Below are 25,499 nucleotides of genomic sequence, written 5' to 3' on the forward strand. Positions count from 1 at the left end.
CTCTGGTGCAGCCGGGCGCGAGTCGCCTGGCTGGCGGATCTGGGTGATCAGGCTTCAGCAAAAAGGCCCGTGGCTTGCGCCACGGGCCTTTTCTTGTCGCTGCATCGGGCTCAGAGCTTGGCGGCGAGTGCCTTTTCCAGCTTGCGCTGATCGACGGCGAACTTGCGGATGCCTTCGGCCAGCTTGTCCGTGGCCATCGCGTCCTCGTTGTGGCCGAAGCGGAAGGCCGCTTCGCCGAGGCGCGCGCCGGGCTTGCTGGTGGCGCCGTGGTCGCTGAGCACGCGCGGCAGCTCGGCATCGGTCTGATCCAGCTTTTCCAGCAGGTCGGGACTGATGGTCAGGCGATCGCAGCCGGCCAGGGCCTGGATCTGGCCGATATTGCGGAAGCTGGCCCCCATCACCACGGTGGCATAGCCGTGATCCTTGTAGTACTGATAGATCTTGCGCACCGACTTCACGCCCGGATCTTCGTCAGGGCTGTAGCTCTTCTGGTCGGTATGGGCTACGTACCAGTCGAAGATGCGACCGACGAAGGGCGAGATCAGGAAGGCGCCGGCCTCGGCGGCGGCGACGGCCTGCTCGAAAGAGAACAGCAAGGTCAGATTGGTGTTGATGCCGGCCTTCTCGAGCTTTTCGGCGGCCCGGATGCCTTCCCAGGTCGAAGCCAGCTTGATCAGGATGCGGTCGCGGCTGATGCCCTTGTCGTGGTACAGGCTGACCAGCTTCTCGGCCTTGGCGACGCTGGCATCGGTATCGAAGGACAGGCGGGCATCGACTTCGGTGGATACGCGGCCCGGCACGATTTCCAGGATCTTGCGGCCGACCGAAACCGCGAGGTAGTCGCCGGCATCGATCAGCTGGGCGGCCTTGTCGTTCGACTTGCTCTTGGCCCAGTCGACGGCTTCGTCGATCAGAGGCGCATAGGAGGGAATTTCGGAAGCCTTCAGCAGCAGCGAGGGATTGGTGGTGGCATCGACGGGCTGATAGCGCTTGATCGCTTCAATATCACCGGTATCAGCGACGACCGTCGTGTACTGACGCAGTTGTTCGAGTTGCGAAGCCATGGGACCTCCTACTTTCGGGGGATGCCAGTATAGACCTTCCGCCGGCCGAAGGCGCATCGCCACCCGTGTCCCGGGGGCGGGGCTTCAGCTTGGGCCGGGCGATCTCCGTGACCGCGGCAAGGCAGGGCGGTTCAGTACAGATCGATCGGGTCGACATCGACCGACCAGCGTACCTTGCGGGCTTCCGGGCGCTGTCGCAGCTGGCTCAGCGCCTGGCTCAGCGCCTGGTGCAACAGGCTGCGGCGAGGTCCTTCCAGCAGCAGCTGGCCCCGTTGGCGACCTGCGCGAACCGGCATCGGCGCCGGCATCGGTCCGGCCAGATGAAACCCCGGATGGCCCTGCAGGGCCGCCGCCGCCGCATGCAGAAAGTCCTGCCACGCATCGGCCCGGTGAGCATCGGCGCGCACCAGGATCTGATGCCCGTAAGGTGGCAGTTCCAGCGTCTGGCGCTCTGCCAGCAGTTCCCGCGCCACGGCCGGATAGCCGTGGCTGAGCAGGCTGCGCAGCAGGGGATGATCCGGGTGATGGGTCTGCAGCATTACCTTGCCCGGCTTCGCGGCTCGCCCCGCGCGGCCCGCGACCTGGATCACCAGCTGGGCCAGCCGCTCGGTGGCACGAAAGTCGATGCTGTGAAGGCCTTCGTCGACCGAGACGATGGCCACCAGGGTCAGATTGGGCAGATCATGGCCTTTGGCCAGCATCTGGGTTCCCACCAGGATCGCCGGGCCTCCTTCGTGCAATTGCCCCAGCATGTCTTCCAGACTGTTCTTGCGGCGGGTGGTTTCGCGATCCACCCGCAAGACCGGAATGTCAGGATAGCGGGCGGTCAGCACCTCCTCCAGCCGTTCGGTACCCTGGCCTTGCGGGGTCAGGGCCTTGGAGGCGCAGGCGGGGCAGGTGGCCGGGACCGGCATGACATGGTCACAGTGATGGCACAGCAGCCGGCGCGGGGACTGGTGCAAGGTCATTGGCTGCTGGCAGCGCGGGCATTCGGCATGCCAGCCGCAGTCATAGCACAGCAGCACCGGCGCGTAGCCTCGCCGGTTGCGGAAAACCAGTACCTGTTCGCCACGGGCCAGGGTGGCATCGATCTGCCCCAGCAGGCTGGCCGAAAGTCCGTGTTCCAGATATTGGGCACGCACGTCGACCAGTTGCACGCTGGGCGCCTTGCTGCCACCGGGACGCTGGCGCAGGGGCAGTGACCGGTAGCGCCCGGCGGCGACATTGGCCAGGGATTCCAGCGAGGGCGTGGCCGAACCCATGACCACCGGAATGCCCAGCCGGCGGGCTCTGACCAGGGCCAGGTCACGGGCGTGGTAGCGAAACCCTTCCTGCTGCTTGTAGGCGCCGTCGTGCTCCTCGTCGACCACGATCAGCCCGGCCCGCGGCAGGGGCGTGAACACGGCGGAACGGGTGCCTACGATGACGCGCGCCAGACCTGACCGTGCTCGCATCCAGGCTTTGGCTCGGGCACCCTCGGAAAGATTCGAGTGCAGCACATCGATGGGAATCCCCAGTCTTGCCCGCAGTCGCTGGCCGGTCTGCGGGGCCAGGCTGATTTCGGGAATCAGTACCAGTACCTGTTCGTTGCGTGCCAGAGCTGCCTCGATCAAGGCCAGATAGACCTCGGTCTTGCCACTGCCGGTGACGCCGTCCAGCACCCATGGCTGATAGCGGCCCCAGTGGGCGATGACCTGCTCGGCAGCATGGCGCTGTTCGGCATTGAGCTCCACACCGGGCCGGGGCTGCCAGGGCGGGGCCTCCGGCCGGCTTTCAAAGCGTTCCAGCAGACCGGCCTTGCGCAGACGGCGGCCGGCATCGCGCCAGCCGGGCAGGACCACGTCCAGCTCGCCTTCGGTGGCGCTGGCAGCCTGCAGCTGGGTCAGCAGCTGCAGGGCGATGCCTCGGCGCGTGCCGTGGCTGGCCGGATCCTGGCCCAGTTCACTGAGTCGCCAGCCCGGCTCGCCAAGTTCAGGCCATTCGCCGGTTTCGCGCAGGCTCAGGGGCAGCGCGCTGCTCAGCGCCTCGCCGGGAGCGCCCATCCAGTAGCTGGCCGCCCACAATACATTGGTCAGCAGTTCGGCATCCAGCAGGGGTTCGGGGTCAAGGATGCGCTCGATCGGCTTCAACTGTTCCGGCGGAAGCGGACTGTCATCGATGAGGGCTGTGACCACGCCGACGCGTCGGCCTCTGCCGAAGGGCACTTCGACTCGGGTGCCGGGTGCCGGAATCCGACCCTCGGGCAGACGGTAGTCGAAAAAATTCGGCAGCGGGACCGGGAGGGCGATGCGTAGGGCGGCAGACATGGATTCCTCGAGGCAAGCAGTGTAACCGGTATCGTCCAGATCGTTTCGATGCTGCTGCAGGGATGCGCGAATCGTCGCGGCCTCACTTGCAGCACTTATCTGGGGGATTTGCCAGGATTGAGCGCTAAGTGACTATCGCCGTGAAGGTTTGCCGGTTATCCACAGGAGTTGTGGATAAGTCTGTGGATCAGGTGGTGGCAGAGTGCCTCCAGGCCCGCCGCAAGGCGCTTTATGACGGCCTGTCTAATTTTTAACCATGATAAAAACAATATAAAAATCAAATAATTGCAAAGGCATCGTGGCTCGGGTTCATACGCCGGTCAGGATTGAAGTCTGGTTCTTGACAGCCGGGTGACGCTGTGCAAAACACTTGACAGATCGCCAATCACCAAACGGCTCATCCCGCGCAGGCCGGTTTTCACTGCGGCCTGTGCATGCGAAATCCATGGCGATATCGCATACTAGCCGACCTCCCGGCTGGTGACTGCAATGCCTTTTCATCGATTCGACCGCCAGCGGATCGTGCGCGAAGCGACGGCGACCTTAAAACTGGCACTGCCCTTGATCCTTGCCCAGCTGGCCGCGATGGGGAGCAGCGTGGTCGACACGATCTTGTCGGGCCATGTCGGGTCCCAGGTATTGGGTGCGGTGGCTGTCGGTACGGGCGTATGGTCGCTGGCGGTAGTGACCGGCATCGGGGTGATGCTGGCGGTGCCTTCGACGGTATCCCAGCTCGAGGGGGCAGGTCAGCGCCGCAGCATTGCCGATGTGCTGATCCAGTCCCAGTGGCTGGGTCTGATCGTCGGTGTGATCCTGATGCTGCTGATGCGCCATGCCATCTGGCTGGTGGATGTGATGGGAGTGGACCCCGGTCTGCGTCGGGACGTGGCCGGCTTCTTGCGGGCGATCAGTTGGGGGGCTCCGGCCCTGACCTGTTATTTCGGCATGCGTGGCATGTCGGAAGGCATGGGACTGACCCGGCCTTCGATGTGGTTCAGTTTCGGCGGACTGCTGCTGCTCGCGCCGCTGGATTATGCCTTGATGTACGGTCGCTTGGGGATTCCCCCGCAAGGTGCCGAGGGCTGCGGCGCAGCCACCGCCCTGGTGCTGTGGCTGCAGACGCTCAGTTTCGCCTGCTATATCCGCTGGCGGGCCGATTATCGGGACCTGGGCTGGGACCGGGTTCGCCGCTGGCCCAGCTGGGTGGTCCTGGGGCCTCTGCTGCATATCGGTGTGCCGATGGCGATCAGCCTGCTCGCTGAATCGGGCATGTTCGTGGCCGCGGCCTTGCTGATCGGCCGGCTGGGCGCCTCGGCGGTATCCGCCCATCAGGTGGCGCTGAATATTTCCGCCTTGTTCTTCATGGTACCGCTGGGCTTGTCGATGGCGATCACGGTCAGGGTCGGACAGGCGGTGGGGCGGGGCGACCCGGTGGGGCGGGCCTATGCGGGATTCTGCGGCATCGGCCTGACCTTGCTGACCCAGGCCTTGTCGGCCAGTCTGCTGCTGCTGGCACCCGGGATGCTGGCCCATATCTATACCAGTGATCCGCAAGTGGTCCACAACACCATGGTGCTGCTGGCGCTGGCTGGACTGTTCCAGTTCTCGGACGGTATCCAGGTGGCCTCGGGCGGTGCCTTGCGCGGCATGAAGGATACGCGCGTGCCGATGCTGGTCACTATTTTCGCCTACTGGCTGGTGGGCTTGCCGGTGGGCTGGTGGCTGGCCTTCCCCGGGCGGCTGGGAGCACGTGGCATGTGGATGGGCCTGGTTGCCGGACTCAGCGTTGCTGCCATCCTGTTGCTGGGTCGCTTCTGGCGGCGCAACCGGCTCGCCGTGGCGGATATGCATTGATCTGATCCGACCTGATCCGGTCAGGAAGTGGAGGGTATCCGCGAATCGCCATGGGACTGACATCCGGATGTCATCCAGGTTCGCCAGACTGGCCTCACTCGATGGAGTCCAAGGGATCGTGGTGTGCCCGCCGCAGCGCCATCCGCCCATCGAGACCAATGCCGACCCGTCGTCGCCGCCCTGCAGGGCGGGACGGCGGGTTTTTCATGTCTGCGCTCCCCGGATCCGCTGGCCGTCGGCGCCCCGTTGAAGGCCGGGTTGCCTGGGCATTCGGACCCGCAGGGCCGGATCAGGCTTCTTCGAAGCGGTTCGCTTCGCGGTTCTTGCGCACGCTCAAGGGATCCCAGATCCGCCCGTTCATGGCGATATGGACGCCGGGAGGCAGCAACTGCACCGCGGAAACGGCACAGCCGATATTGAATACCGCGTCCGAACCCATGAAGCGGGCCGGATTCAGAGCGCCGGTCAGCACGATGGTCTTGTCGGTCACCGCCTGCAGCACGCGGGCGGTCTCGACCATGCTGTCGGTGCCGTGGGTGATCAGGATCCGGTCCTGGGGGATGGCCTTGACCGTCGCCAGGATCTGAGCCCGGTCCTCGTCGGTGATATGCAGGCTGTCCTTGCGCATCAAAGCATGGACTTCGTAGTCGAAGGCCACGCCGAACTGGCCCAGGATGTCACTGATCTGGGGAGCCCCGATCTTGTAGTCGGACTTGTCATCGAAATAGATCTTGTCGATGGTGCCGCCGGTGGTGATGATGGCTAACTGCTGCATGGAAGGCTCGTTGTTCTCAAGAGTTGGGGCTGCGCTGAAGTGATGATGCACCCATCGCGGATATTTCGCCCGTCGGTGGTTCAGACCGGCGGATTAGCACCTGCCAAAGCGATCGCCGTCCTTGCCAGACGGCGGCCCAGGGCCCGCGCAAGCTCGTGTTCATGCTCGCTGATCGGCTGGTCGCCGTGGCTGCCGGCCCAGTGGCTGGCCCCGTAGGGAGTGCCGCCGGTACGGGTCGCGCTGAGGGCCGCCTCGGTAAACGGCAGGCCCAGCACCATCATGCCGTGGTGCCACAACGGCAGGGCCATCGACAGCAGGGTGGATTCCTGGCCGCCGTGCATGGTGCCGGCGCTGGTGAAGACCGCGGCCGGCTTGCCGACCAGGGCGCCGCTGGCCCATTCCGCGCCGCTGGTATCCAGAAAATGCTTCAGTGCCGCGGCCATGTTGCCGAAGCGGGTGGGGCTGCCCAGCGCCAGCCCGGCGCAGGCCTTCAAATCGCTCAATTCGACATAAGGCGCGCCGGCCTCCGGCTCGGGCGGGGCCGCCACGGTGGTGACCGGCGCGACCGGCGGGACCTGGCGCAGACGCGCGCGGGCACCGGGGACCTCTTCGATGCCGCGGGCGATCAGGCGCGCCAGCTGGGCGGTCGAGCCGGTACGGCTGTAATAGAGTACGAGAAGTTCGACGGACATGAGTTTGAGTCGGCGGGTGGCGATACGCTAGTGTAGCGTTTGGGCTGGCTGAACTGGACCGGCCAAGGCCAGAACCAAGGACATTCATGGCATTGAAGATTGACCGGAAACGGCTGTTCGCGTTTTTTGCCTACGCCTGGGAGCGCTTTGTTGCGGACAAGTGTTTCGAATCGGCCGGCGCACTGGCCTATACCACCCTGGTGTCGCTGGTGCCGTTGATGGTGGCGATGCTGGCGATGTTCTCGGTGTTTCCGGTATTCGAGCCCTGGCGCCAGACCGTCGAGGATTTCGTGTTCAACAATGTGCCGGCCGCGGGCTCGGGCGTGCGCGATGCCCTCAAGGGGTTTGCCAGCAACGCCAGCCAGCTGACTGGCATCAGTATTCTGGCCATGCTGTTCAGTGCCGTCTCGATGATGGTCAGCATCGAAGACCGCATGAATCGCATCTGGCGTGTCCGCAAGCCGCGCAGCTGGGTGTCGCGGGTGTTTCTATACTGGACCGCGCTGACCCTGGGACCGATCCTCACGGTCGGATCGCTGGCGGCCATGTCCTATGCCGTGGCGCTGCCCATGCTGCACGATGCCGCTGACCAGCTGTCTTCCACGGTGGGCCAGCGAGCTTTGCTGCTGCTGCCGTTTGCCGTCACCTTCGCCTCTTTGTGGCTGCTCTATGCCCTGGTACCCAATGGTCAGATCAAGCGGCGTTATGCTACCGCAGGGGCCTTTGTCGGCGCGGTGCTGTTCGAAATCGCCCGCAACGGCTTCGGCATCTACGTGGCCCATGCCCAGACCTACGAACGCATCTACGGCGCGCTGGCGGCGCTGCCGATTTTTCTGCTATGGATCTATCTCTCCTGGGTGATCGTGATCATGGGCGCCTCGCTGGCTGCCTCGATGGCGTCCTTCGAATATCATCCCTCGGGCAGTCTGTTGCCCGAGGGGGCCGAGTTTCTGGGGCTGCTGGTGGTTCTGGGCCATTTCGTGCAGGCACAGCGAGAAGGTCGACCGCTTGCCGTGGCCGAGGTCAATCGCGTGGAACCGGCCTTGAGCCGCAAGGACACACTCGGCTATTTCGACGATCTTGAGCGTGGCGGCATCATCCGCGGTTCCGTCAGCGAGGGCTGGGTGATGATACGCAGTCTGGATACCACTCAGTTGCTGAGCCTGTATCGTGACGTGCACTATCGTCTGCCATTGTCACCACGTGACGAGATCGAGCAACGTGGCATCCAGTTGCCGGAGCCGCTGATGACGGTTCTTGATGCTCTTGCCCGTCAGCTGCGCGGTTCGCTGGCCGTGTCGCTGGAACAGATTTTCCCGGTATCGGAATCCACCGTTCCGGCTGATGCCCACAGGAAGAGCGGTCCATGATGTTTCGCAAATTGATTTCCGCCCTGGCGCTTGTCAGCGGCATCGGCCTGGCCTCGACGGCGATGGCCGCCATGCCTGCCCATCCGCAGCTGAAGCTGGCCACGCTCGATGGCCATGGTTTCGACCTTGAGGCTCAGCGAGGGCGCTGGGTGATCGTGAATTTCTGGGCCACCTGGTGTGTGCCCTGCATTGCAGAAATGCCGGCCATATCGGCGTATGTCAAGGCGCATGCCGGCAAGGTCTCGGCCATCGGCGTGGCCTACGATGATACGGAGCTGGCGGATCTGAAAGCTTTCATGCTCAAGCATCCGTTGGCCTATCCGGTGGCGCGGGTACCGATGGATCAACCGCCGCATGATTTCGATCAGCCGCAAGGGCTGCCGACGACCTGGCTGATCGCGCCGGACGGCACGGTGGCGAAGCATTTTGTCGGACCGGTCACGGCGGCTTCACTGGCGGCGGCGACCGGGCTGAAATAAGCGGCCGCTCGTTCCTGCCCAAGAAACGAAGATGGCCGGGGTGACCCGGCCATCTTCGTTTCAGCATCCGGTTGCGGTCTCAGCCGGCGCTGGACGAGGCCGATGCGGGCGCGGTCTGATCCGAGGGAGCGCTGTCGCCATCACCGCCGCGGGTGTAGACGATCTTCTTGCTCTCGTTTTCGCAGTTGCCGACCACCTTGCCGGAGGCCGAATCGGCCTTGTCGGCATCAACGACATCCAGCGAGTAATGGCTGACACCGTTGGCTTCGATCTTCTTGGCGATCTGGGCCTTGGTGTCTTCGCAGCTGGCGTGGGCCAGAACCGGCAGAACCAGCAGCGGCAGCAGGGCAAGGCCGAACGACTTCTTCATGATGAACTCCTTGAAACGCGTTGACTTGAATGGATCTGGATACCTGCTTTTGACCGATAAAACGCGATTCCATATGAATGAATTGTGAAGGTATTGATTCCATACCGTAAAAATCACGTGAAAAAGACTCGCTAGTTATCGGTAATCGTTGAGCTTCTCCGCCAACAGGGTGGTGGCTGGCCAGGGCGGATCGACCGCCATCCCGGCGGTCGATCCGCCCTGAATCGTCAGGCGATCGCGGGGATGCTGTCGACGCCGGCCTCGATCAAAGCCTTGTGGTTCAGGGTGCGTGGCAGGATCCGCCGAAAATAGAAGCGGGCCGTGTCGCGCTTGGCCTGCTTGAAGCTCTCGGTCTGGCCTGAGGCCGGCAGGGCGGCCAGGCTGCGGACCCAGAAATAGGCCAGCACGACATAGGCCGAGTAGTACAGGTAGTCGACGGCGGCGGCACCGATTTCCTCGGGGTTCGAGGCGCATGCCGCGCCCAGGGTCTTGCTCAGCTGGCCCCATTCGCGATTGAGGGCATCCAGGGGAGCGATCCACTCCGCCAGATCGCCATCGCCGGCATGGGCGGCACAGAATCCGGCCACTTCCTTGATAAACCGGCGCAGACCCACGCCCTGCAATTGCAATACCTTGCGGCCCAGCAGATCCAGCGCCTGGATGCCGGTGGTGCCTTCATACAAGGTGATGATGCGGGCATCGCGGACAAACTGTTCCACTCCGTTTTCCGCGATGTAACCATGGCCGCCATAGATCTGCAGGGCTTCCTTGGTGCATTCCTGAGCCCATTCGGTGACCGCCGCCTTGGCGATGGGGATCAGAAAAGCCACCTGTTCGGAGGCTTGCTGGCGCTCTTCGGCGCTGGAGCCGCGCGCTTCGATGTCGGTCTGCAGGGCGGTATGCAGCAGCAGCAGCCGCGAGCCTTCGACCAGGGCCCGCTGGGTCAGCAGCATGCGGCGAACGTCAGGCTGCACCAGCAGGTTGTCGGCGATCTTGTCGGTGAATTTCGGGCCGCTGAGCGAGCGTGACTGCAGGCGTTCACGAGCGTATTTGAGGCTGTTCTGCCAGGCCCGCTCCGACAGCGCCAGACCTTGCACCCCGACGCCCAGGCGGGCCGCATTCATCATGGTGAACATGGCGGCGAGGCCCTTGTGCGGCTGGCCGATCAGCACGCCCTCGGCGCCGTCGAAGTTCATCACGCAAGTCGCCGAGCCGCGCAGGCCCATCTTGTGCTCGATCGCGCCGGCGCTGACCGCATTGCGCTCGCCCGGACTGCCGTCGTCCTTGAGCTTGTACTTGGGCACGATGAACATCGAAATGCCGCGACTGCCGGCAGGGGCATCCGGCAGGCGTGCCAGCACCAGATGAACGATATTGTCGACCAGGTCGTGGTCACCGGCACTGATGAAGATCTTGGTGCCGGTGATGGCATAACGGCCATCGGCCAGCGGCTCGGCCCGGGTCTTCAGCAGGCCGAGGTCCGAACCGGCCTGGGGTTCGGTCAGACACATGGTTCCGGTCCATTCTCCGCTGACGATGCGACCCAGATATTGCTGCTTCTGCGCTTCGCTGCCGTGGACTTCCAGGGCATGGCAGGCGCCTTCGGACAGCAGCGGATACAGGCTCCAGGAGAGATTGCCGGCCTGGAAGATTTCGGTGGTGGCCGTGCCCAGCGTCTTGGGCAAGGCCTGGCCGCCGAAGGCTTCGGGATCGGTGAGACCGGTCCAGCCGCCTTCGGCGAACTGCCGGAAGGCCTGCTTGAAGCCCTTGGGGGTGGTCACTGAACGGGTGGCGGGATCGTAATGGCAGCCCTCCTCGTCACCTGGTGCATTGGTCGGTGCCAGCACTTGTTCACTGAATCGGCCGGCCTCTTCCAGCACGGCCTCGAGCAGATCCTGGCTGTGGGATTCGCCGGATTCCAGCGCGGTCAGGATGGGATCGACCTGCAGCACGTCGAACAGGGCGAAGCGCAGATCGTCGAGGGGAGCCTTGTATACGGTCATGGGGATCTCGCAGGGAATGAGGCTGTGGATGGGAGTCAGCGGAATCGCCGGGCATCGCCCGGTACCGGATAGAACCGGTCGTCGTGGCTGAAATCGAAATGCCTGGTACCGGATGCCGATCCACCCGTCACCACCTGTCCCGAGAAGCGATAGGGCAGGCCGAAGGGGGTGTGACGGGAGTCGGTCAGGACTTTGTGCAATGCCGCCGTGGCGGGAATCTCCACGCGGGTGACATCGGCGGCCAGGGCAGGAATCTCCAGATCCATGTCGGCGCTCATCCTGAGCGGTGCCTGGCCATCGACAAGCAGCTGACCTTCGAGATGCCGGAAGGTCATTGAAGCGTAACTGTCGTTCTTGATCCGCAAGACCAGCTGCCAAGAACCCTGTCCGGAAATCCGCAGGGCATCGATGCTCAACTGAGGGGGAAAGATGTCGGGCCGGGCCGGGACACAGCCCGCCAGCGTCATCAGAACCGTGATCAGGAACCATCCTTGCAGCCGCGACTTCATGGATTACCTCAAACGTTTGTTTGAATCTTAGACCAGAGACGTTGGATTGTCAGCGGCTGACGACCCACTTCCGCAGGTTTTCAAGGCTGAAAGGCACAGGCATGATGATGCTCCCCATCCATTCGCGATTCCCGCCCATGACCCAACGCATCCGCGCCCGTCGTTCGCCTATCCATGGCCGGGGGGTCTTTGCGCTGGCGGATCTGGCCAAGGGGGACTGTGTGGTCCGGTATCGTGGTGAGCTGATCAGCCATGCGCAGGCTGACGAGCGTTACGGTGACGACGGTGAAAGCGGGCATACCTTCCTGTTCACCCTCAACGAGCAATATGTGGTGGACGGCAACCGTCGCGGCAATGTCGCGCGCTGGATCAATCACAGCTGCATGCCCAATTGCCAGGCCGTGATCGAGATCAGCGCCGGAGGCGATCCCCGCCGCGACCGCATCCTGATCGAAGCGGTGCGCGATATCGCGGCGGGGGAGGAGATCACCTATGACTACGGCATCGTGCTGGCCGTTCCACATACCGCCGCGATGAAGCGGCTCTGGCCTTGTCACTGTGGCGCGGCCCGATGCACCGGCACCTTGCTGAAGCGCCGGCGACGAACCGAAGGAGGCCACGCGCGTGTCGAATGCAAGATGTGAGACAATAGGGAATCAGGAACCTTTCCGGGCCATACGCGGTCTAGTGTCGTCCGGGCTTCACGCCAACTCTGATCTGGCGTAGCTATTGACATTGTTGCAGGCATGCCAGGTACAACGAACCGACCCACCCCGCCGCCCGAGCCCGGGCAAGTGCCGCAAGACGCCCCCCGGGAATGGCGTCCGTCAGGCCGTGGCCCGCATGATGACGACAGCCGGCGTCGGCCGCTGGCGCGCGTGCTGGGGCTGGTCGCGACCATTCTTCTGCATGCCTTGTTCTTCCTGTTTGCCTGGGTGGAGCTGAAGCCGCATGGCGAGCCGCCGCCGCCGCCACCGCCCGACTCCGGCGCGCTGCAGGTGCAGCTGATTGCCTCGACCCGGCCCAGTCGCGAGGCGAGCGCGATGGCCGAGCCGCCCAAGGCTCAGCCTCCGACGCCCACGCCGCCGCAGGCGGCCGAAGTCGCGCCGCCCAAGCCGGCACCGGTAGCGCACACCCATGCGCCAGCGCCGACGCCCAAGCCCCAGCATATCGCCCATGTCGTGCCGCCGCCGCGGCCGATCCCGCATCCCGAGCCGACCAAGCCGGACGCGATGACGGCCACCATGCCTGCCACCAAGCCGGCACCGCATTTGTTCGACGCCAATGGCAACCCGGTGCTGCCGACCGACGTTCCCAAGCCGGCAGCCAAGCCGGACCAGTACATTGCCCATAACGAGCAGGGTGATACCCAGATTCTGCAGCAGACGGATCCGACTCATTACCACGCAACGCGCTTCGATGCTTCCTGGCATCGTCCAGGCGCAGTGGACAGAGCCGTGGAGAAGGCTGTCAAAAAGACTTCGGTCGGTCATACGTTCCATCTGCCGGGTGGCGTGCGCATCCACTGCAGTCTGAGCCTGGCGGCGATGGGCGGTGGTTGTGGCGGTGACCCGCCGCCGCCGCCGTCGAAGAAGGATGGTGACGAGCGACTGAGTCTGCCGCCGCCGAGCCTGCTGGCCAAGAATCCGCATGCCCCCAAGCCGCCTTCGGTTGAAAGCTGTGTCGCCGCCTATCGCGCGGATCAGCCCTTGCCGCAGGGCTGCCCCTTCGATATTCCGCAGCGTGCCGTGGATCAGGAAGCCAAGGAGCGGGCCGAGCAGGAGCGTCGCCGCACCCAGTGGGGGCATTGATGCCATCGGGACGGGCCGGCCTTGCCGCCCCCGTCCCGGCAGCATCCGGACGCTGAGGGGCTGCCGTATCGGCTGCAGCCATCATGGTTGCCCGTCATTCGGCTATCATTTCGCCATTCGGGACGGTCGTGGCCGGCTCCGCTGCTGTTTTGCCGGTATCCGGGCGGACTGCCGAGATCGAGATCCGACATGCTTTCGGTCTGGTCTGGTCTGGTCTGGCTGACGGCGGCAGTGCGGTGCAGGCGATGCCAGCCATGTATCTTCAGCGCATCCAGGAACATCGTCATGTCCTCACCCTCTGATGCCGGATCTCCCCGCGCGGGCAGCGATGAGGATGCTGTCGATGCCTTGATCCAGGACTGGATACGCCGCCGGGTGCGGCGGCATCAGTCCTGGCGGGCCGATCGCGGCGAGCGGATGTGGCGCTCGGTGCTTGCCTGGGTGCTCAGCCTGCTGCTGCATCTGCTGCTGGTGCTGGGCATTCTGCTGGCGCCGGTCGATATGCCTTCACCTCCACCACCGGACCACGATGCGGTGCTGCAGGTGGAGCTGTTGCCGCCGCCGCCGCCGGGCGGGAAGGCCGTCGGCAGTGCGGGCTCCGGTTCCGCCTCTTCAAGGCATTCCGGCCAGACCGGCCCGCATCATGTCGTGACCCGGGGTCTTGCCGCCTCCGGCCGTCGAGCCTTACGGCAGGCGACAGCGATAGCGCCTCGACTTCATCCGCGATCCGTGGCAGCCGGAGCGCGCGTGCCGGCCGCGGCTTCGCCGCCGGTCCAGTCGTCGATGGCGCCGCTGCCGGTAGTGGTCACCGATCACCAGCCGCATCCACCTGCCGCCGTGCCTCCGCTGGTGATGCCGGCTCCGATCAGCTTGCAACCGCTGGTCGCCGCCCAGCAGGTCCGGCCGTCTCGCCCGCCGCGTGCCGAGGGCAATCAGCCCATGCCTGTCCCGCAACCGCCCTCGGCGGCACCGGTCGTGGCGGCGCCCGAGCAGGCGCGTCTCAGCATGCCGCGGGCCCGCCTGGCATCACCGCCGATCAGCGCTCCCCGGCTGATGGCTGCGGCCCGCCCGCCTGCATCCTCCCTTGCCGACATCCCGGCGATCGACACGGTAGCCCTGCCAACCGTGCCCGCCCGCCCTGTCGCTACGGCACCATCCTCTTCTCCCGTGAATGCGCCGGCGCTGACCGTGGCCGCGGCGAGCACGCAGGTGGCATCCGCCTCCGAACTGCCGGCCATGCCCGAGACGGCCGCGCCGTGGCAGTCAACGCCTGCCGAGGCGCTTGCGAAGGCCGCAGCCACCGCATCCGTCCGGATGGAGACTCCGGTCACGCCACCCTCGATGCCGCCCGTGAGCGTGGCACCTGCCGATTTGCCCGAGTTGCCGTCCGATACGGCAGCCGTACCCTCGATGGCGGCTCCGGAGACGGCCTCGGTCAAGGTGGAGCAGACCTTGACGCCATCGGCCCCGGTCGCGGCGATGCCCGCGCCGATCACTCCGGCAGAGACCGCCACGGCACCGCCTGACGGCGAGCAGGCGGCGGAGCGGCTGGCGAAAGACGCCTCCGCGAAGGATGGCGCAGCGGCCGATGCCTTGGCCGGCACCGGGCATGAGACGACGGCAGGCCGCACGGTGGATGCGGGGCAGGGGCTGGCGCCAGCCGGCCGGGCCACGGCGGGGACGGGCGCGGCAAACCCGTCCGATCCGCTGGGGCGCGGTGAAAACGGTGCAGCAGGTGCGCAGGCCCAAGGTCGGCCCGGCGGACAGGTCGGCGGGCAGGCGGGGGGCGTCGCGGGAGGGCACGTGGGTGCTCATGGCACCACTTTGCCGGGAGCCGCCGCCGGCGGGTCTTCGAATACCTCGCCACCAGGCCACTATATCTCGTTGCGGGCGCCTGCCAATACCGATGTGGGACCTTCCCGTTCGGTGACCATCGAGTATCACCGCACCCGTTTCGACAAGGACTGGGTCGCGGACGACGAGAACCAGCTGGATTCAGCCATGCGCCATATCGGCGAGAAGCTGCGGAGCCATCACAAGCTCCATCTGCCTGGCGGTGTCAGCTTCCATTGCGATACGGGCGCGCAGCCAGACTCCGGAAGCCGTGGACTGGGTTCCCTGCTGCCCTTCGGCTGTCACGGCGAGGCGCCGCCCCAGGCCTCGGGCAAGGACGGCGACCGACGTCTGGATCTGGCTCCCGCGCATGCGCTGGATGGCTCGGCGACGGCGGCCTCGGTGGCCGGCAAGCCCTTGCCCCGGCCCGTGGTGGCGCCGCTGGACACGACCGCGATGTGCGAAACCGCCCGTATGGCCGGCGGTCCGCTGCCGGCCGGCTGCAAGAACCGGGAGATCCGGCGCCCGGCGCCGGCCTCGTCGACATCCTGGGCACCGCCGCTGGACCGTTTCTGAACGAGTGCCTCAGCGGCCCGGCCGCCGGCGGGTCCATGCCTGCCAGCCCAGATAGGCCGGGATGCCGGCCAGGATGATCAGCACCCCGATGCCGCTGTCCCGTGGGCGGCTGTACAGGGTTTCGGCCACCACTCCGGCAATGCAGACAATGAACAGCAGCGGCAGCCAGGGGTAGGCCGGGACGCGGAAGCTGAGCGGCTGCTGGCGATCATGCCGGCGATACCAGAACAAGGTGGCAATCCCCAGTGCGCAGGCCAGCCAGTCGCCGAAGGTCGCGTAGTCCAGCAGCTGGCCGTAGCTGCCGCTGACGGCCAGCACAATGGACCAGCCGGTCAGCAGCAGCAGGGCGCGATTGGGGGTGCGATGGCGCGGGTCCAGCTGCCCGATGCTGGTGAAGAACAAGCCGTCCCGGCCCATCACCTGCAGTACCCGTGCACCGGCGACCAGGGTGATATTGCAGAAACCCAGGGTGGAAATGGCGATCCCGATCGCGATCAGCTGACTGCCGGCGGGTCCGAACAGCCGCGCCATCACGTCGGCGGCCGGGGTATGACTGGCCGCCAGCCCGGCATGGCCGAGTGCCGCCAGATAAGCGGTGTTGACCAGGGTATAGACGGCGACCACGATCAGCATGCCGATCAGCATCGCCCGGGGCAGGGTGCGCTGCGGCTGGTGGACCTCGCCCGCCAGATTGTTGAGATAGGTAAAGCCGCTGTAGGCAAACAGCACCGGCAGGGCCGCGCCCATGAAGCCGACGTCGGCGCGGGCGGGATCCACGGCCAGCAAAGGCTGATGATGGCGACTGGCCAGATACAGGCCGGCAACGATCAGGATGGCGATGGCGGCCAGTTTCAGCAGGGTGAACAGGTTCTGGATCTGTGCGCCCAGTCGCAAGCCGAACAGGTTGATCGCCGCCACGAAGACCAGGGCCGCGGCGGCCAGCGGGCGGATCATGCCGGGGGCCAGGCCGAACACGGCCGAGGCATAGCTGGCAAACACCGTGGCGACGGCGGCGGTGGAGCCGGAATAGATCACCAGCAGCATGGTCCAGCCGAACAGAAAGCCGGCCATCGGCCCGAAGGCCTCGCGCAGATAGACATAGCTGCCGCCCGCCTGGGGCCGGCGGGCGCCCAGCTCGGCGTAGCAGAGCGCGCCGACCAAGGTCAGCAGGCCGGCGGCGGCCCACATCAGCAGCAGGCTCAAGCCTGAGGCGGTCCGCTGTGCCGCGATGCCGGGATTGAGAAAAATCCCGCCGCCGATGATGCCGCCGACCACGATCATGGCGGCATCACGCATGCCGAGACGGCGGACGTAGGTTTCGTCCGTTGCGGGTTGAGACATGGAATTCCCCTGGATGGCTTGCGGCCAGCATGAGTGGCTGGTCGCGAATCGACAAGTGGTGAAAGGCCTGTGCCCGCGTCAGACTGGCAGGCCGGCTTCGCGCATGCTTTCGATCACCCGCCGGGCAATCGCTTCCGGTTCCATGTCGTAGCCGGCAAGCACGTGGTTGCCGGGTCCGTAGGGCCCCCATTGGGCGGCACTGGTGGTGGTGAAGATGCCGAAGGTGGCGGCGGCGGTGGTGCTGGCCAGATGCATCACGCCGCAGTCCAGACTGAGATAGGCGGTACTGGCCTGTATCACGGCGGCGAGCTTGCGGATATCCCGGGAATAGAAGCCCGGATAGGCATCGGCGACCATCGAGACGCCATTGGCGGGAATCAGCTCGAGCACCGTCCAGCCGGCCAGGGCCGGCTGCAGCACCTCGAGCAATCGCCGCCACCAGCTGCCGTCTTTCTGCTTGGGCCCGGTGGCATTGGCGAACAAGGCCAGCACCGGGGCGCCTGGCCGGTGCTGCGCCAGTCCGGCCAGCAGCCCATCCAGCACCTGCCGGCCCAGCGCGGTTTCAGCGGGCGACAGGCGCAGTGCCGGCGGTGGACCGGTGTCCTCCATGGCCAGGCCCATCGCGGTGCGTAACAGATAGACGCCCAGCTGGCCCTTGCTTTCCAGGTCCGCAGGCACGGTCACGGCATGAGTCAGATGCCCGGCCTTCCTCGGGCCGTCATAGCCCAGGGCATAGCGTGCCCGGAACAGCTGGATCATGCGCCGGCTGGTACCGGACTGCGCATCGGGATCGATGACCAGATCATACGACTCGCGCCGCAGCTGGCGCAGGCTGCGCAGGTAGCGGGGCAGTTCGCCCAGCCATTGCGAAGGCAAGGCCTGGATGGTTTCGACCTGATGGAAGCCGGCATACAAATCGTGAGCCACCGGGCTGCGGGTGACGATGCTGACGCGGGCGCCGGGATATCGGTGCTCCAGTTCAGTCAGCAAGGGGCTCAGCAGGAGGGCATTGCCCAGGCTCTGGTTCAGGTGGCAGATCAGGATCGAATGGATGCCGCGTTTCGGCAAGGGCGTCCGCAGCGGCTGATGTGGCGGCAGGCCGGCCAGGTGTCGCAGCAGACCCGGCCCGCGGGCGACGGCGAAGGTTTCAGGACGGGCAGGCAGATCTGACACGGCGGAACACTCGATGGCAGGGGTGGGGCAGGAGGGCGTCGTCAGGCGGCGTTCCGCCTGCGCGCGGGGCCGCCATGCTAACAGCTCAACGGGCGGGATCGGGGCTCGAGGCGTCGGTTTGCGCATCGCCGGGCAGCAGGCCGCGCTGCTGCAGCCAGTGACGGGCATTGCCGGCATCCTGTTCGAACCAGGCCCGGGTCGATCCGAGCCGGAAACTGTAACCCCAGCGATCCATGTCGGCCATCAGTCGCGCGCTGCCCACCCCGGGCAGGCAGTCGGCAAGCATGATCTGCAGATAGCAGGTGGCATCTTCCTCGTCGATCGAATCGGTGGCATCGGTATGCACCAGCGCCCGTCGTTCCGGAGGCAGCACGATCAGATGGCAGGCTTCGTGCAGCAGCGAATGGATCGGTGTGTCGGGCCGGGCAAAGACCGAGCTGCCGATGATGCCGGCCTCTTCATCGCCCCAGAAGCTGCCGGGAATGGGCTGGCCGGCCGGGACCGCGACCAGCTCCAGTTCATGCTGCCGCAGCAGGGCCGCCACGGCATCGCGATCCACTTCGGCCAGGGTGATGACGGCATCCGCCGCCAGGTCGGTGGGGTTCATGTTCAGGCTTTGGCAGCAGGCTTTTCTTCGGGCAGGGCGACCGAAAGCTCCAGCACCTCATGCCCGCTGTCGTGCTCCAGGGCGATATTGATGGCCTCGAGGTCGACATTCACGTATTTCTTGATCACTTCCAGCAGCTCGTTGCGCAGCAGCGGCAGGTAGTCGGGCCCACCGCGGGTGGAACGCTCCTGGGCCACGATGATGCGCAGTCGCTCTTTGGCGACGGTAGCCGTCGGTTCGGAACGGCGCTTGAGGAAATCCAGAATACCCATTCGCTGTCAACCTCCGAAAACGCGCTGGAAGAAGCCCTTCTTTTGAACCTCGGTGAAACGCAGCGGGCGTGACTCGCCAAGGATGCGAGCGACGGTATCGGCATAGGCCTGACCGGCATGGGACTGGCTGTCCAGAATCACGGGAACACCCGAGTTGGAGGCGGCCAGCACGTTTTCCGATTCGGGAATCACGCCGACGACCTCGATCCCGAGGATGTCCTCGACGTCCTTGACGCTCAGCATCTCGCCGGCCGCGACGCGGGCCGGGTTGTAGCGGGTCAGCAGCAGAAACTGCTTGATCGGCGCCTCGCCGCGTTCGGCGCGGCGGGTCTTGCTGGCGAGCAGGCCCAGGATACGGTCCGAGTCGCGTACCGAAGACACTTCCGGATTGACCACCACCACGGCCTTGTCGGCGAAATACATCGCCAGATGCGCGCCTTTTTCGATGCCGGCGGGAGAATCGCAGACCACGTAGTCGAAACCGTCCTGGTTCAGCGCATCCAGCACCTTCTCCACACCTTCCAGCGTCAGCGCGTCCTTGTCACGGGTCTGGCTGGCTGCCAGCACGTACAGGTTTTCGTCCCGCTTGTCCTTGATCAGTGCCTGGCGGATGCTGGCTTCGCCATGGACGACATTGACGAAGTCGTACACCACCCGGCGCTCGCAGCCCATGATCAGGTCGAGGTTGCGCAGGCCGACGTCGAAGTCGATGACGGCCACTTTCTTGCCGGTGGCGGCCAGTCCGGTGGCCAGTGACGCACTGGTGGTGGTTTTGCCGACGCCACCCTTGCCCGAGGTGACAACAATAATTTCAGCGCTCAAGGATCCATCTCCCCGTCATGGTTCTATATCGTGGTGTCCCGCCGCATCGAAGCCGGCAGCGGGGTCAAAGCCTTTCGATCAGCAGTTTTTCACCTTCGAGCCAGCATTGCACGGACTTGCCTTCCAGTTCCGGCGGGATCTGTTCGAAAACCCGGTACTGGCCGGCAATGGCGACCAGCTCGGCCCGGAAATCGGAGATGAATATCCGTGCCTCGGTCTGGCCCTGGGCCCCTGCCATGGCTCGTCCGCGCAGGCTGCCATAGATATGGATGTGACCATCGGCAATGACTTCGGCACCATTGGCAATGGCACCGGTCACGACCAGATCACGTTCCCGAGCATAGATCTGCTGGCCTGAACGGACGGCACCTTCGTGGTACTGGGCACCGGGACCCCCGGTCGCAGGTGGCTGTGCCTGAACCGGCGCGGCCGGGAGCGGTTCGACTGCACGCCGCGGTGGCGGGGGAGGCGCCTCGGTCGCGGCCGGCTCATAGGCCGCGCGGAATTTGGCGATCACCGGCAAACCCATCCGCTCGGCCAGAGCCTCGGTTTCCGAAGTACCGTAGGCCAGCGCCACCGGCAGCATGCCGGCACTGCGGACCGCTTCCAGCAAGGCATCGACCACGCCGTCATCGGGAATGGGATGGAGTTCGCTGAGATCCATCACCACCGCGGTGCGACTGAACAGCTTGGGCGAACTGCGGACCCGTCGCTCCAGCTCCTCGCACAGGCTGGCGGCATCCGGTCGGCGGATCCGGACGCTGGCCAGACCGACCTGACCGAAGCGCAGATCGCAGGCGTCACCGACTTCGTTGCGTGCGTTCATGCCTGGACTCCTTGGGCGCGCGGTTCGCGCTCGGCCAGCCAGGCTTCCGCCGGCAGTCCGCCCCGGCTCAGCCAGGTGTCACGCACATATTGATAACTGGGGAGATCCTTCACCAGCAGGCTGACCAGCGGGCCGCTGTCACCCATGCGCTGCTGCCCGACTTCCTGGAAGCCGTAGGTGCCATGGAACAGCACTACCACGTCGTCGCGCGGTTCCAGAAACACCTCGCAGGCCAGCAAGGGCTCGCGAACCTCGGCGAAGCTGGTCACGTCGCAATAGAAAATACGGCCCAGACCATGCCGACGGAAGGCGTTGGCGATCACGATCCGGTCGATGTAGACGAAATCCGGATAATGCTCGGCGAACCACCGGTAATTGGGGCTGGGGTAATCACCGCCGCTCCGCAGGGCGATCAGGAAACCGGCGATTTCGCCATCGATTTCGGCGACCCGGAAATAATCCGCCTGCTGGTGAAAATAGCGCAGTTGTTCGGCGTCCAGTTCCAGGATACTGCGACCGGCAGCGTTGTTGAGCGCCAGGACGGCATCCAGGTCGTGCTCGCGCACATCGCGGATGGCTAAGGCCATGCATTTACTCCGGACTGTTACAGGTCATTCGACGAAAGGGCGCCTCGGCGGAAGGGCACCGGAAGCTTGATAGTATGCCACGCGCAGGTCCTGCGGAAAGCGGCCTCTGCCGGCCCGAGGCCGATGCCGGGCATGACTTTCAACGCATTGCCAAGCCCGCGTCGCCGCCTATGATGGCGGGATGCTCTGGCAACCGCTCAATCATATCCGCCTGCTGCGCTACACCGGGGTATTCACCTTGCTGTGTGCCGGCGCGCCCTTGCTGACCGAACTTTGGCTGGCCTCGCACGCGCCGCCGCCACCGACAGCGTTGCAGACGCGCACGGCACTGGAGCGTGAACAGACCGGGCCTTGCGCCTCGCCGCCGACGGGCGTGCATCCGGCCGGTGCGGTCTGCGGAGTGGCCGATACGGCCGGTGCAGCCGATGGCGGACCCGTTGCAGCGTCAGCTGTCGGCAATCTGATGCGCCCGGAGTTGTCGGGCTGGGCTCTCAGCTATCTGGTCTTCGGTGTGGCCTATCTTTGGCTGACCCGGCGCCTCGGGACAGGGCGAGTGATGGTTCGTGTCGGCGGTCTGCTGCTGATGACATTCGCGGCCCTGGGGGTGGGCTGGTTCAGTCGCAGCGGATTGTCGGCCTTGCTGCTGGTGGTGATCGCGATGGTGCTGCCCTGGCTGCTTGAATGGCGAGTTGCGCTGGCCTGGATGCTGGGACAGCATCTGCTGCTGGGACTGGTGTTCGTGGAGGAGCTGGGGCTGGACGTGCTGCCGGCCTTGCTGCAGGTTTTCACTTATCTGGGTATCTCGACCCTGGCCTTCATCACCTCGGCCATCGCCAGCCAGCAGGCCCGCGAGCGTGAAGTACAGCGCCAGCTCAATTCGGAACTGCGGGCAACCCGGGCCTTGCTGGCCGAGTCCAGCCGACTGGCCGAGCGGATGCGCATCGCTCGCGAACTGCATGACCTGATCGGACATCACCTGACTGCTTTGACCCTGAATCTTGAGGTGGCCAGGCATCTGACCGAAGCCAAGGCCCGCGAGCATGTCGGGGTGGCCCAGAGCACGGCCAAGCTGCTGCTGGCCGATGTTCGCGAAGCGGTCAGTGAATTGCGGCAGGATGATGCGATCGACCTGACTCAGGCGCTGGCCAGTCTGGTCGATGCGGTGCCCGGCCTGCATATTCATATGGAGGTGCCGGCCCGGTTTGCGGTCGAAGACCCCTTGCGCGCCCAGGCCTTGTTGCGTTGCGTGCAGGAAATCGTCACCAATACCGCCCGTCACGCCCATGCGCGCAATCTGTGGTTGAGTTTCAGTTATGTCGATGAGCATCTGATCGGTCTGGCCGCACGTGATGACGGTCGCGGTACGGATGTGCTGATGCCGGGCAACGGGCTGTTGGGCATGCGCGAGCGGCTGGCAGGTTTCGGTGGTACCGTGAGAATCGACTCGGCCGTGCCCAGAGGTTTTGCCTTGTCGATCGAGCTGCCCTTGAACCAGCGCCAGACGCCATTGGCGCATGCACCTGATCTCAGCGGTCAGGCGGCCTTGGTCTGGCCATCATCCGCGGAGATTTACGGCAGGCGGGATTCCCGGGAGGGTTTGGATGGATAGCGATGAGTCTGTGCGCAGGTGATGTCGACAGGTGATCGGCTGACGCAATGATGCTGTCTTCCGGCGGCCGCGGACGGGGCCTGAGGGCTGCGGGGCGAGAGGTGGCCATGCCTGCTCGGGTATGTTGGCAGGCATGATGTCGGTGACGGTCGGAGATTCGGGCCGGCATATGCAGATTTGACGCAATTCCGGGCGGCGCGTCCCCAGTGGGCCGCCTTCGGATCAGGGGTCCGGCCGCCGGCCGGATCGAACCAGCCGGCAGCAGCCGCAGAGGGGCAGGAGCAGTGACGATTTCGGTATGTCTGGTCGATGACCAGAATCTGGTAAGGCAGGGCATCCGCTCCCTGCTCGAATTGACGGATGATATGGCTGTGGTGGCCGAGTGTGTCGATGGCATCGATGCGCTGGCGCAGATTCCGCGCCTGCGTCCGGATGTGGTGCTGCTGGATCTGCGCATGCCCAATATGAGCGGCATCGAGGTCCTGCAGGCCTTGGCGGCCCGTGGCGATTTGCCGCCGACCATCATTCTGACCACCTTCGACGATGATCAGCTGGTCTTGCAGGGACTGAAAGCCGGTGCCAAGGGCTATCTGCTGAAGGACGTTTCGCTGCAGCAGCTGGTGGATGCGGTACGGGTCGTGGCCGAGGGTGGTTCACTGGTGGCGCCGATGGTCACCCAGCGGCTGCGTGCCGGGGTGGATCGGATGCAGAACCAGTTTTCCAGTCTGGAACAACCCGATCCCTTGACCGAGCGCGAGACCGAGATCCTGCGTCTGCTGTCTGGTGGCTACAGCAACAAGGAAATCGCCAATTCCTTGAAAGTGGCCGAGGGCACGGTGAAAAACCATGTCTCCAATATCCTTTCCAAACTGGGGGTGCGCGATCGCACCCGGGCCGTGCTAAAGGCCCTGGAATTGGGTATTGTGTGAGACAGGGGCTCGGGGACGGCTGGACGGCGGGATCATGACGCGGTGGAAACCGTGCGCGTCATGTCCTGAGCGGATGGCGTTCCTGTGCATGAGCAAGTACCATCGATGACTGATTGCTGACTGGCCGAATCGAATGTCTGAGGTTCATGACCTGGCGCCCCGATCCGGACCGCAGCACCCTCCACAGCAATGCCTGCGTGAGAAGTTTCGGAGACCTTTTGAATGATGCGTGTTCTTGAATTCCTGGTTGCCCTGGCCATCGTTGCCGTCGTCGGCCTGGTGGTCGGTGTCGCCTTGCCCTCCCATGGCCACATCGAACGTACCCAGGTGATCGGCAAGGACCTGCGCCAGGTCTACGATGTGCTGAACAATTTCGGTGACCTGCCGGACTATGCGGAACTGTCCACGGCGGGCGAGAAGCCGCAGTTCACCGATTCGGGCAAGGCTTTCGGCACCGGTGCCGAGGTCAGCTGGACCAGTTCGGATCCGAAGAAGTCCGGTCAGTTGAGCATCGCCTCGGTGTCGCCGGCCTTCGACCAGATCACCACGGCGACTTCCGAGTCAAAGATCGTCTGGAACGTCAACAATGCCTGGCGTGGTGACAACAAGCATTTCACCCTGGATCTGAAGCGCCAGGGCAGCCGCGGTCAGCTGACCAGCGTGACCTGGGCCTATGACGTCGACTACGGCTGGAATCTGGCGAGCCGGTATTCCTATCTGTTCATCAACGGCAGCCCGGCGGCGTTTATCCAGTTCAGCCTGAATGGTCTGCAGAGCCTGCTGGGCAGCATCCCGAACACCGATTACACCGACCTGGTGCCGTATGTGGCGCCGGCCAAGCCGACGCCGGTGCTCGCCATCTCCGCGACCAGCCCCCGCAAGGAAGGTCTGGATGCGCTGAATGGCGCGATTGATGGCGCCGTCAAGCAGCTGAATGCCGAGGCCAAGAAGCTGGGCGTCAACGTGACCGGTCCCCGCATCGTGTTCACCACCGACTACGGCGATACCACGGTGGCTTTCGATGTGGCCCTGCCGATCGATGCCAGCTCGCTCACTCTGGATGGTCAGGCCCATGCCCTGACGGCTTACCAGGTGCCGGCACTGGCCGCTGCCGGTGCCGCGAGTGCCGCCGCGCCTGCCGCCTCGGCACCTGCTGCTGCCGCCTCTTCGGCCGCTGCCGCCGCCAGCGAGCCGGCGGTGGGTGACACCGATCGCTACAACCGGCTGGTGCTGGGTCACGGCATCAGTGCCTATCTGGCGCTGAACGATGCGACCCTGAGCGCCAAGTGGGTCGGCAACGGTGCCGGCGTACCGCTGACCCGCGATATGCTGCGCACCTATGCCCAGACCCATGGCTACAAGTTCGATGACGTGGTGGCTCATCCCTACGATATCCTCGAGCCCAAGGCCGACGGCCAGTCCGACGACCAGCGCGTCTACGAGGTCTACCTGCCGCTGAAGGCCGGTGTGCCGACCCAGACGCCGGAACAGGAAGCCGGTAAGAGCCAGCTGCCGGCCAGCGATGCCAGTGCCGCCGCCCCCGCGGCAGCCGGTACCGCCGCCGCTCCGGCCGCTGCGGGCAGCGCCGCCGGCTGAGGCCGGCGAACGCAGCAAGCCTCCCGAACCCTCCCGCAGCGCGGGAGGGTTTTTTTTCGCCGACACGGCACGCAGGGCTTGCTAAACTGGGGACT

23 protein-coding genes are annotated in these 25,499 nt (G+C 65.1%); 9 read left to right on the forward strand and 14 right to left on the reverse strand.

What is annotated here, in order from left to right; genetic code table 11:
- Positions 1 to 110 precede the first annotated feature (110 nt).
- Together tal and FRAAU_RS03860 are read right to left on the reverse strand one after the other, a co-directional pair.
- Entirely contained in the window at positions 111 to 1,064 is a 954-nt protein-coding gene (gene tal, locus FRAAU_RS03855; protein ID WP_014402259.1) for a transaldolase, read from the reverse strand.
- Between the two features lie 131 nt (positions 1,065 to 1,195).
- Positions 1,196 to 3,370, reverse strand: coding sequence for a primosomal protein N' (locus FRAAU_RS03860; RefSeq protein WP_014402260.1), 2,175 nt, complete (start codon positions 3,368 to 3,370; stop codon positions 1,196 to 1,198).
- A gap of 489 nt (positions 3,371 to 3,859) precedes the next feature.
- Here FRAAU_RS03860 and FRAAU_RS03865 point away from each other — a divergent pair, with 489 nt between their 5' ends.
- Positions 3,860 to 5,224 carry an MATE family efflux transporter gene (locus FRAAU_RS03865; RefSeq protein WP_014402261.1) on the forward strand — a complete coding sequence of 455 codons (1,365 nt, stop codon included), beginning with the start codon at positions 3,860 to 3,862 and terminating at the stop codon, positions 5,222 to 5,224.
- 289 nt (positions 5,225 to 5,513) lie between these two features.
- On the opposite strand, the gene FRAAU_RS03870 is transcribed toward FRAAU_RS03865, so the two are convergent.
- Complete coding sequence (locus tag FRAAU_RS03870) at positions 5,514 to 5,999, reverse strand: asparaginase domain-containing protein (RefSeq protein ID WP_014402262.1); 486 nt, start codon at positions 5,997 to 5,999, stop codon at positions 5,514 to 5,516.
- A gap of 80 nt (positions 6,000 to 6,079) precedes the next feature.
- Positions 6,080 to 6,691, reverse strand: coding sequence for an NAD(P)H:quinone oxidoreductase (gene wrbA, locus FRAAU_RS03875; protein WP_014402263.1), 612 nt, complete (start codon positions 6,689 to 6,691; stop codon positions 6,080 to 6,082).
- Positions 6,692 to 6,777: 86 nt separating this feature from the next.
- On the opposite strand from wrbA, the gene FRAAU_RS03880 reads away from it, so the two are divergent.
- Complete coding sequence (locus tag FRAAU_RS03880; protein ID WP_014402264.1) at positions 6,778 to 8,061, forward strand: YihY family inner membrane protein; 1,284 nt, start codon at positions 6,778 to 6,780, stop codon at positions 8,059 to 8,061.
- Positions 8,058 to 8,540: a TlpA family protein disulfide reductase gene (locus FRAAU_RS03885; protein ID WP_014402265.1), complete on the forward strand. Its 483-nt coding sequence runs from the start codon at positions 8,058 to 8,060 to the stop codon at positions 8,538 to 8,540. Before FRAAU_RS03880 ends, FRAAU_RS03885 begins: the two co-directional genes overlap by 4 nt.
- Positions 8,541 to 8,619: 79 nt before the next feature.
- On the opposite strand, the gene FRAAU_RS03890 is transcribed toward FRAAU_RS03885, so the two are convergent.
- The 3 genes from FRAAU_RS03890 to FRAAU_RS03900 form a co-directional block, all read right to left on the reverse strand.
- Positions 8,620 to 8,910: a DUF1161 domain-containing protein gene (locus FRAAU_RS03890; protein WP_014402266.1), complete on the reverse strand. Its 291-nt coding sequence runs from the start codon at positions 8,908 to 8,910 to the stop codon at positions 8,620 to 8,622.
- A 227-nt stretch (positions 8,911 to 9,137) separates the two neighbouring features.
- Complete coding sequence (locus tag FRAAU_RS03895) at positions 9,138 to 10,913, reverse strand: acyl-CoA dehydrogenase C-terminal domain-containing protein (protein ID WP_014402267.1); 1,776 nt, start codon at positions 10,911 to 10,913, stop codon at positions 9,138 to 9,140.
- A gap of 35 nt (positions 10,914 to 10,948) precedes the next feature.
- Entirely contained in the window at positions 10,949 to 11,422 is a 474-nt protein-coding gene (locus FRAAU_RS03900) for an LEA/WHy family protein (protein WP_014402268.1), read from the reverse strand.
- A 137-nt stretch (positions 11,423 to 11,559) separates the two neighbouring features.
- Here FRAAU_RS03900 and FRAAU_RS03905 point away from each other — a divergent pair, with 137 nt between their 5' ends.
- The 3 genes from FRAAU_RS03905 (at position 11,560) to FRAAU_RS03920 (ending at position 15,642) form a co-directional block, all read left to right on the forward strand.
- Entirely contained in the window at positions 11,560 to 12,066 is a 507-nt protein-coding gene (locus FRAAU_RS03905; protein ID WP_052317779.1) for an SET domain-containing protein, read from the forward strand.
- A 150-nt stretch (positions 12,067 to 12,216) separates the two neighbouring features.
- On the forward strand, positions 12,217 to 13,233 hold the full coding sequence (locus tag FRAAU_RS03910; protein WP_156803326.1) for a hypothetical protein: 1,017 nt from the start codon (positions 12,217 to 12,219) through the stop codon (positions 13,231 to 13,233).
- 285 nt (positions 13,234 to 13,518) lie between these two features.
- Positions 13,519 to 15,642, forward strand: a complete 2,124-nt coding sequence (locus FRAAU_RS03920) for a hypothetical protein (protein WP_014402271.1) — start codon at positions 13,519 to 13,521, stop codon at positions 15,640 to 15,642.
- A 9-nt stretch (positions 15,643 to 15,651) separates the two neighbouring features.
- Here the strand turns inward: FRAAU_RS03920 and FRAAU_RS03925 are convergent, their stop codons facing one another.
- The 7 genes from FRAAU_RS03925 to FRAAU_RS03960 all read right to left on the reverse strand — a co-directional run bounded on the left by FRAAU_RS03925 (position 15,652) and on the right by FRAAU_RS03960 (position 21,270).
- Entirely contained in the window at positions 15,652 to 16,983 is a 1,332-nt protein-coding gene (locus FRAAU_RS03925; RefSeq protein WP_014402272.1) for an APC family permease, read from the reverse strand.
- Positions 16,984 to 17,061: 78 nt separating this feature from the next.
- A complete protein-coding gene (locus tag FRAAU_RS16315) occupies positions 17,062 to 18,156 on the reverse strand; it encodes a glycosyltransferase family 9 protein (protein ID WP_052317781.1) in 1,095 nt (364 codons plus the stop codon).
- 85 nt (positions 18,157 to 18,241) lie between these two features.
- A complete protein-coding gene (locus FRAAU_RS03940) occupies positions 18,242 to 18,763 on the reverse strand; it encodes a hypothetical protein (RefSeq protein ID WP_014402274.1) in 522 nt (173 codons plus the stop codon).
- A gap of 2 nt (positions 18,764 to 18,765) precedes the next feature.
- Positions 18,766 to 19,035: a cell division topological specificity factor MinE gene (gene minE, locus FRAAU_RS03945; protein WP_014402275.1), complete on the reverse strand. Its 270-nt coding sequence runs from the start codon at positions 19,033 to 19,035 to the stop codon at positions 18,766 to 18,768.
- A 6-nt stretch (positions 19,036 to 19,041) separates the two neighbouring features.
- Positions 19,042 to 19,857, reverse strand: a complete 816-nt coding sequence (gene minD, locus FRAAU_RS03950; protein ID WP_014402276.1) for a septum site-determining protein MinD — start codon at positions 19,855 to 19,857, stop codon at positions 19,042 to 19,044.
- 64 nt (positions 19,858 to 19,921) lie between these two features.
- Positions 19,922 to 20,683: a septum site-determining protein MinC gene (minC, locus tag FRAAU_RS03955; protein ID WP_014402277.1), complete on the reverse strand. Its 762-nt coding sequence runs from the start codon at positions 20,681 to 20,683 to the stop codon at positions 19,922 to 19,924.
- Entirely contained in the window at positions 20,680 to 21,270 is a 591-nt protein-coding gene (locus FRAAU_RS03960) for a GNAT family N-acetyltransferase (RefSeq protein WP_014402278.1), read from the reverse strand. The genes minC and FRAAU_RS03960 overlap by 4 nt, the downstream gene beginning before the upstream one ends.
- 181 nt (positions 21,271 to 21,451) lie before the next feature.
- Between FRAAU_RS03960 and FRAAU_RS03965 the strand changes: the two genes are divergently transcribed.
- The 3 genes from FRAAU_RS03965 (at position 21,452) to FRAAU_RS03975 (ending at position 25,404) form a co-directional block, all read left to right on the forward strand.
- A complete protein-coding gene (locus FRAAU_RS03965) occupies positions 21,452 to 22,879 on the forward strand; it encodes a sensor histidine kinase (protein WP_014402279.1) in 1,428 nt (475 codons plus the stop codon).
- Positions 22,880 to 23,163: 284 nt separating this feature from the next.
- Positions 23,164 to 23,808, forward strand: a complete 645-nt coding sequence (locus FRAAU_RS03970; RefSeq protein ID WP_014402280.1) for a response regulator — start codon at positions 23,164 to 23,166, stop codon at positions 23,806 to 23,808.
- 222 nt (positions 23,809 to 24,030) lie between these two features.
- A complete protein-coding gene (locus tag FRAAU_RS03975; protein ID WP_014402281.1) occupies positions 24,031 to 25,404 on the forward strand; it encodes an SRPBCC family protein in 1,374 nt (457 codons plus the stop codon).
- The last annotated feature ends 95 nt before the right edge of the window (positions 25,405 to 25,499 follow it).

Origin of the sequence: Frateuria aurantia DSM 6220 (assembly GCF_000242255.2) — a bacterium.
GTDB classification, from domain to species: Bacteria; Pseudomonadota; Gammaproteobacteria; order Xanthomonadales; family Rhodanobacteraceae; genus Frateuria; species Frateuria aurantia.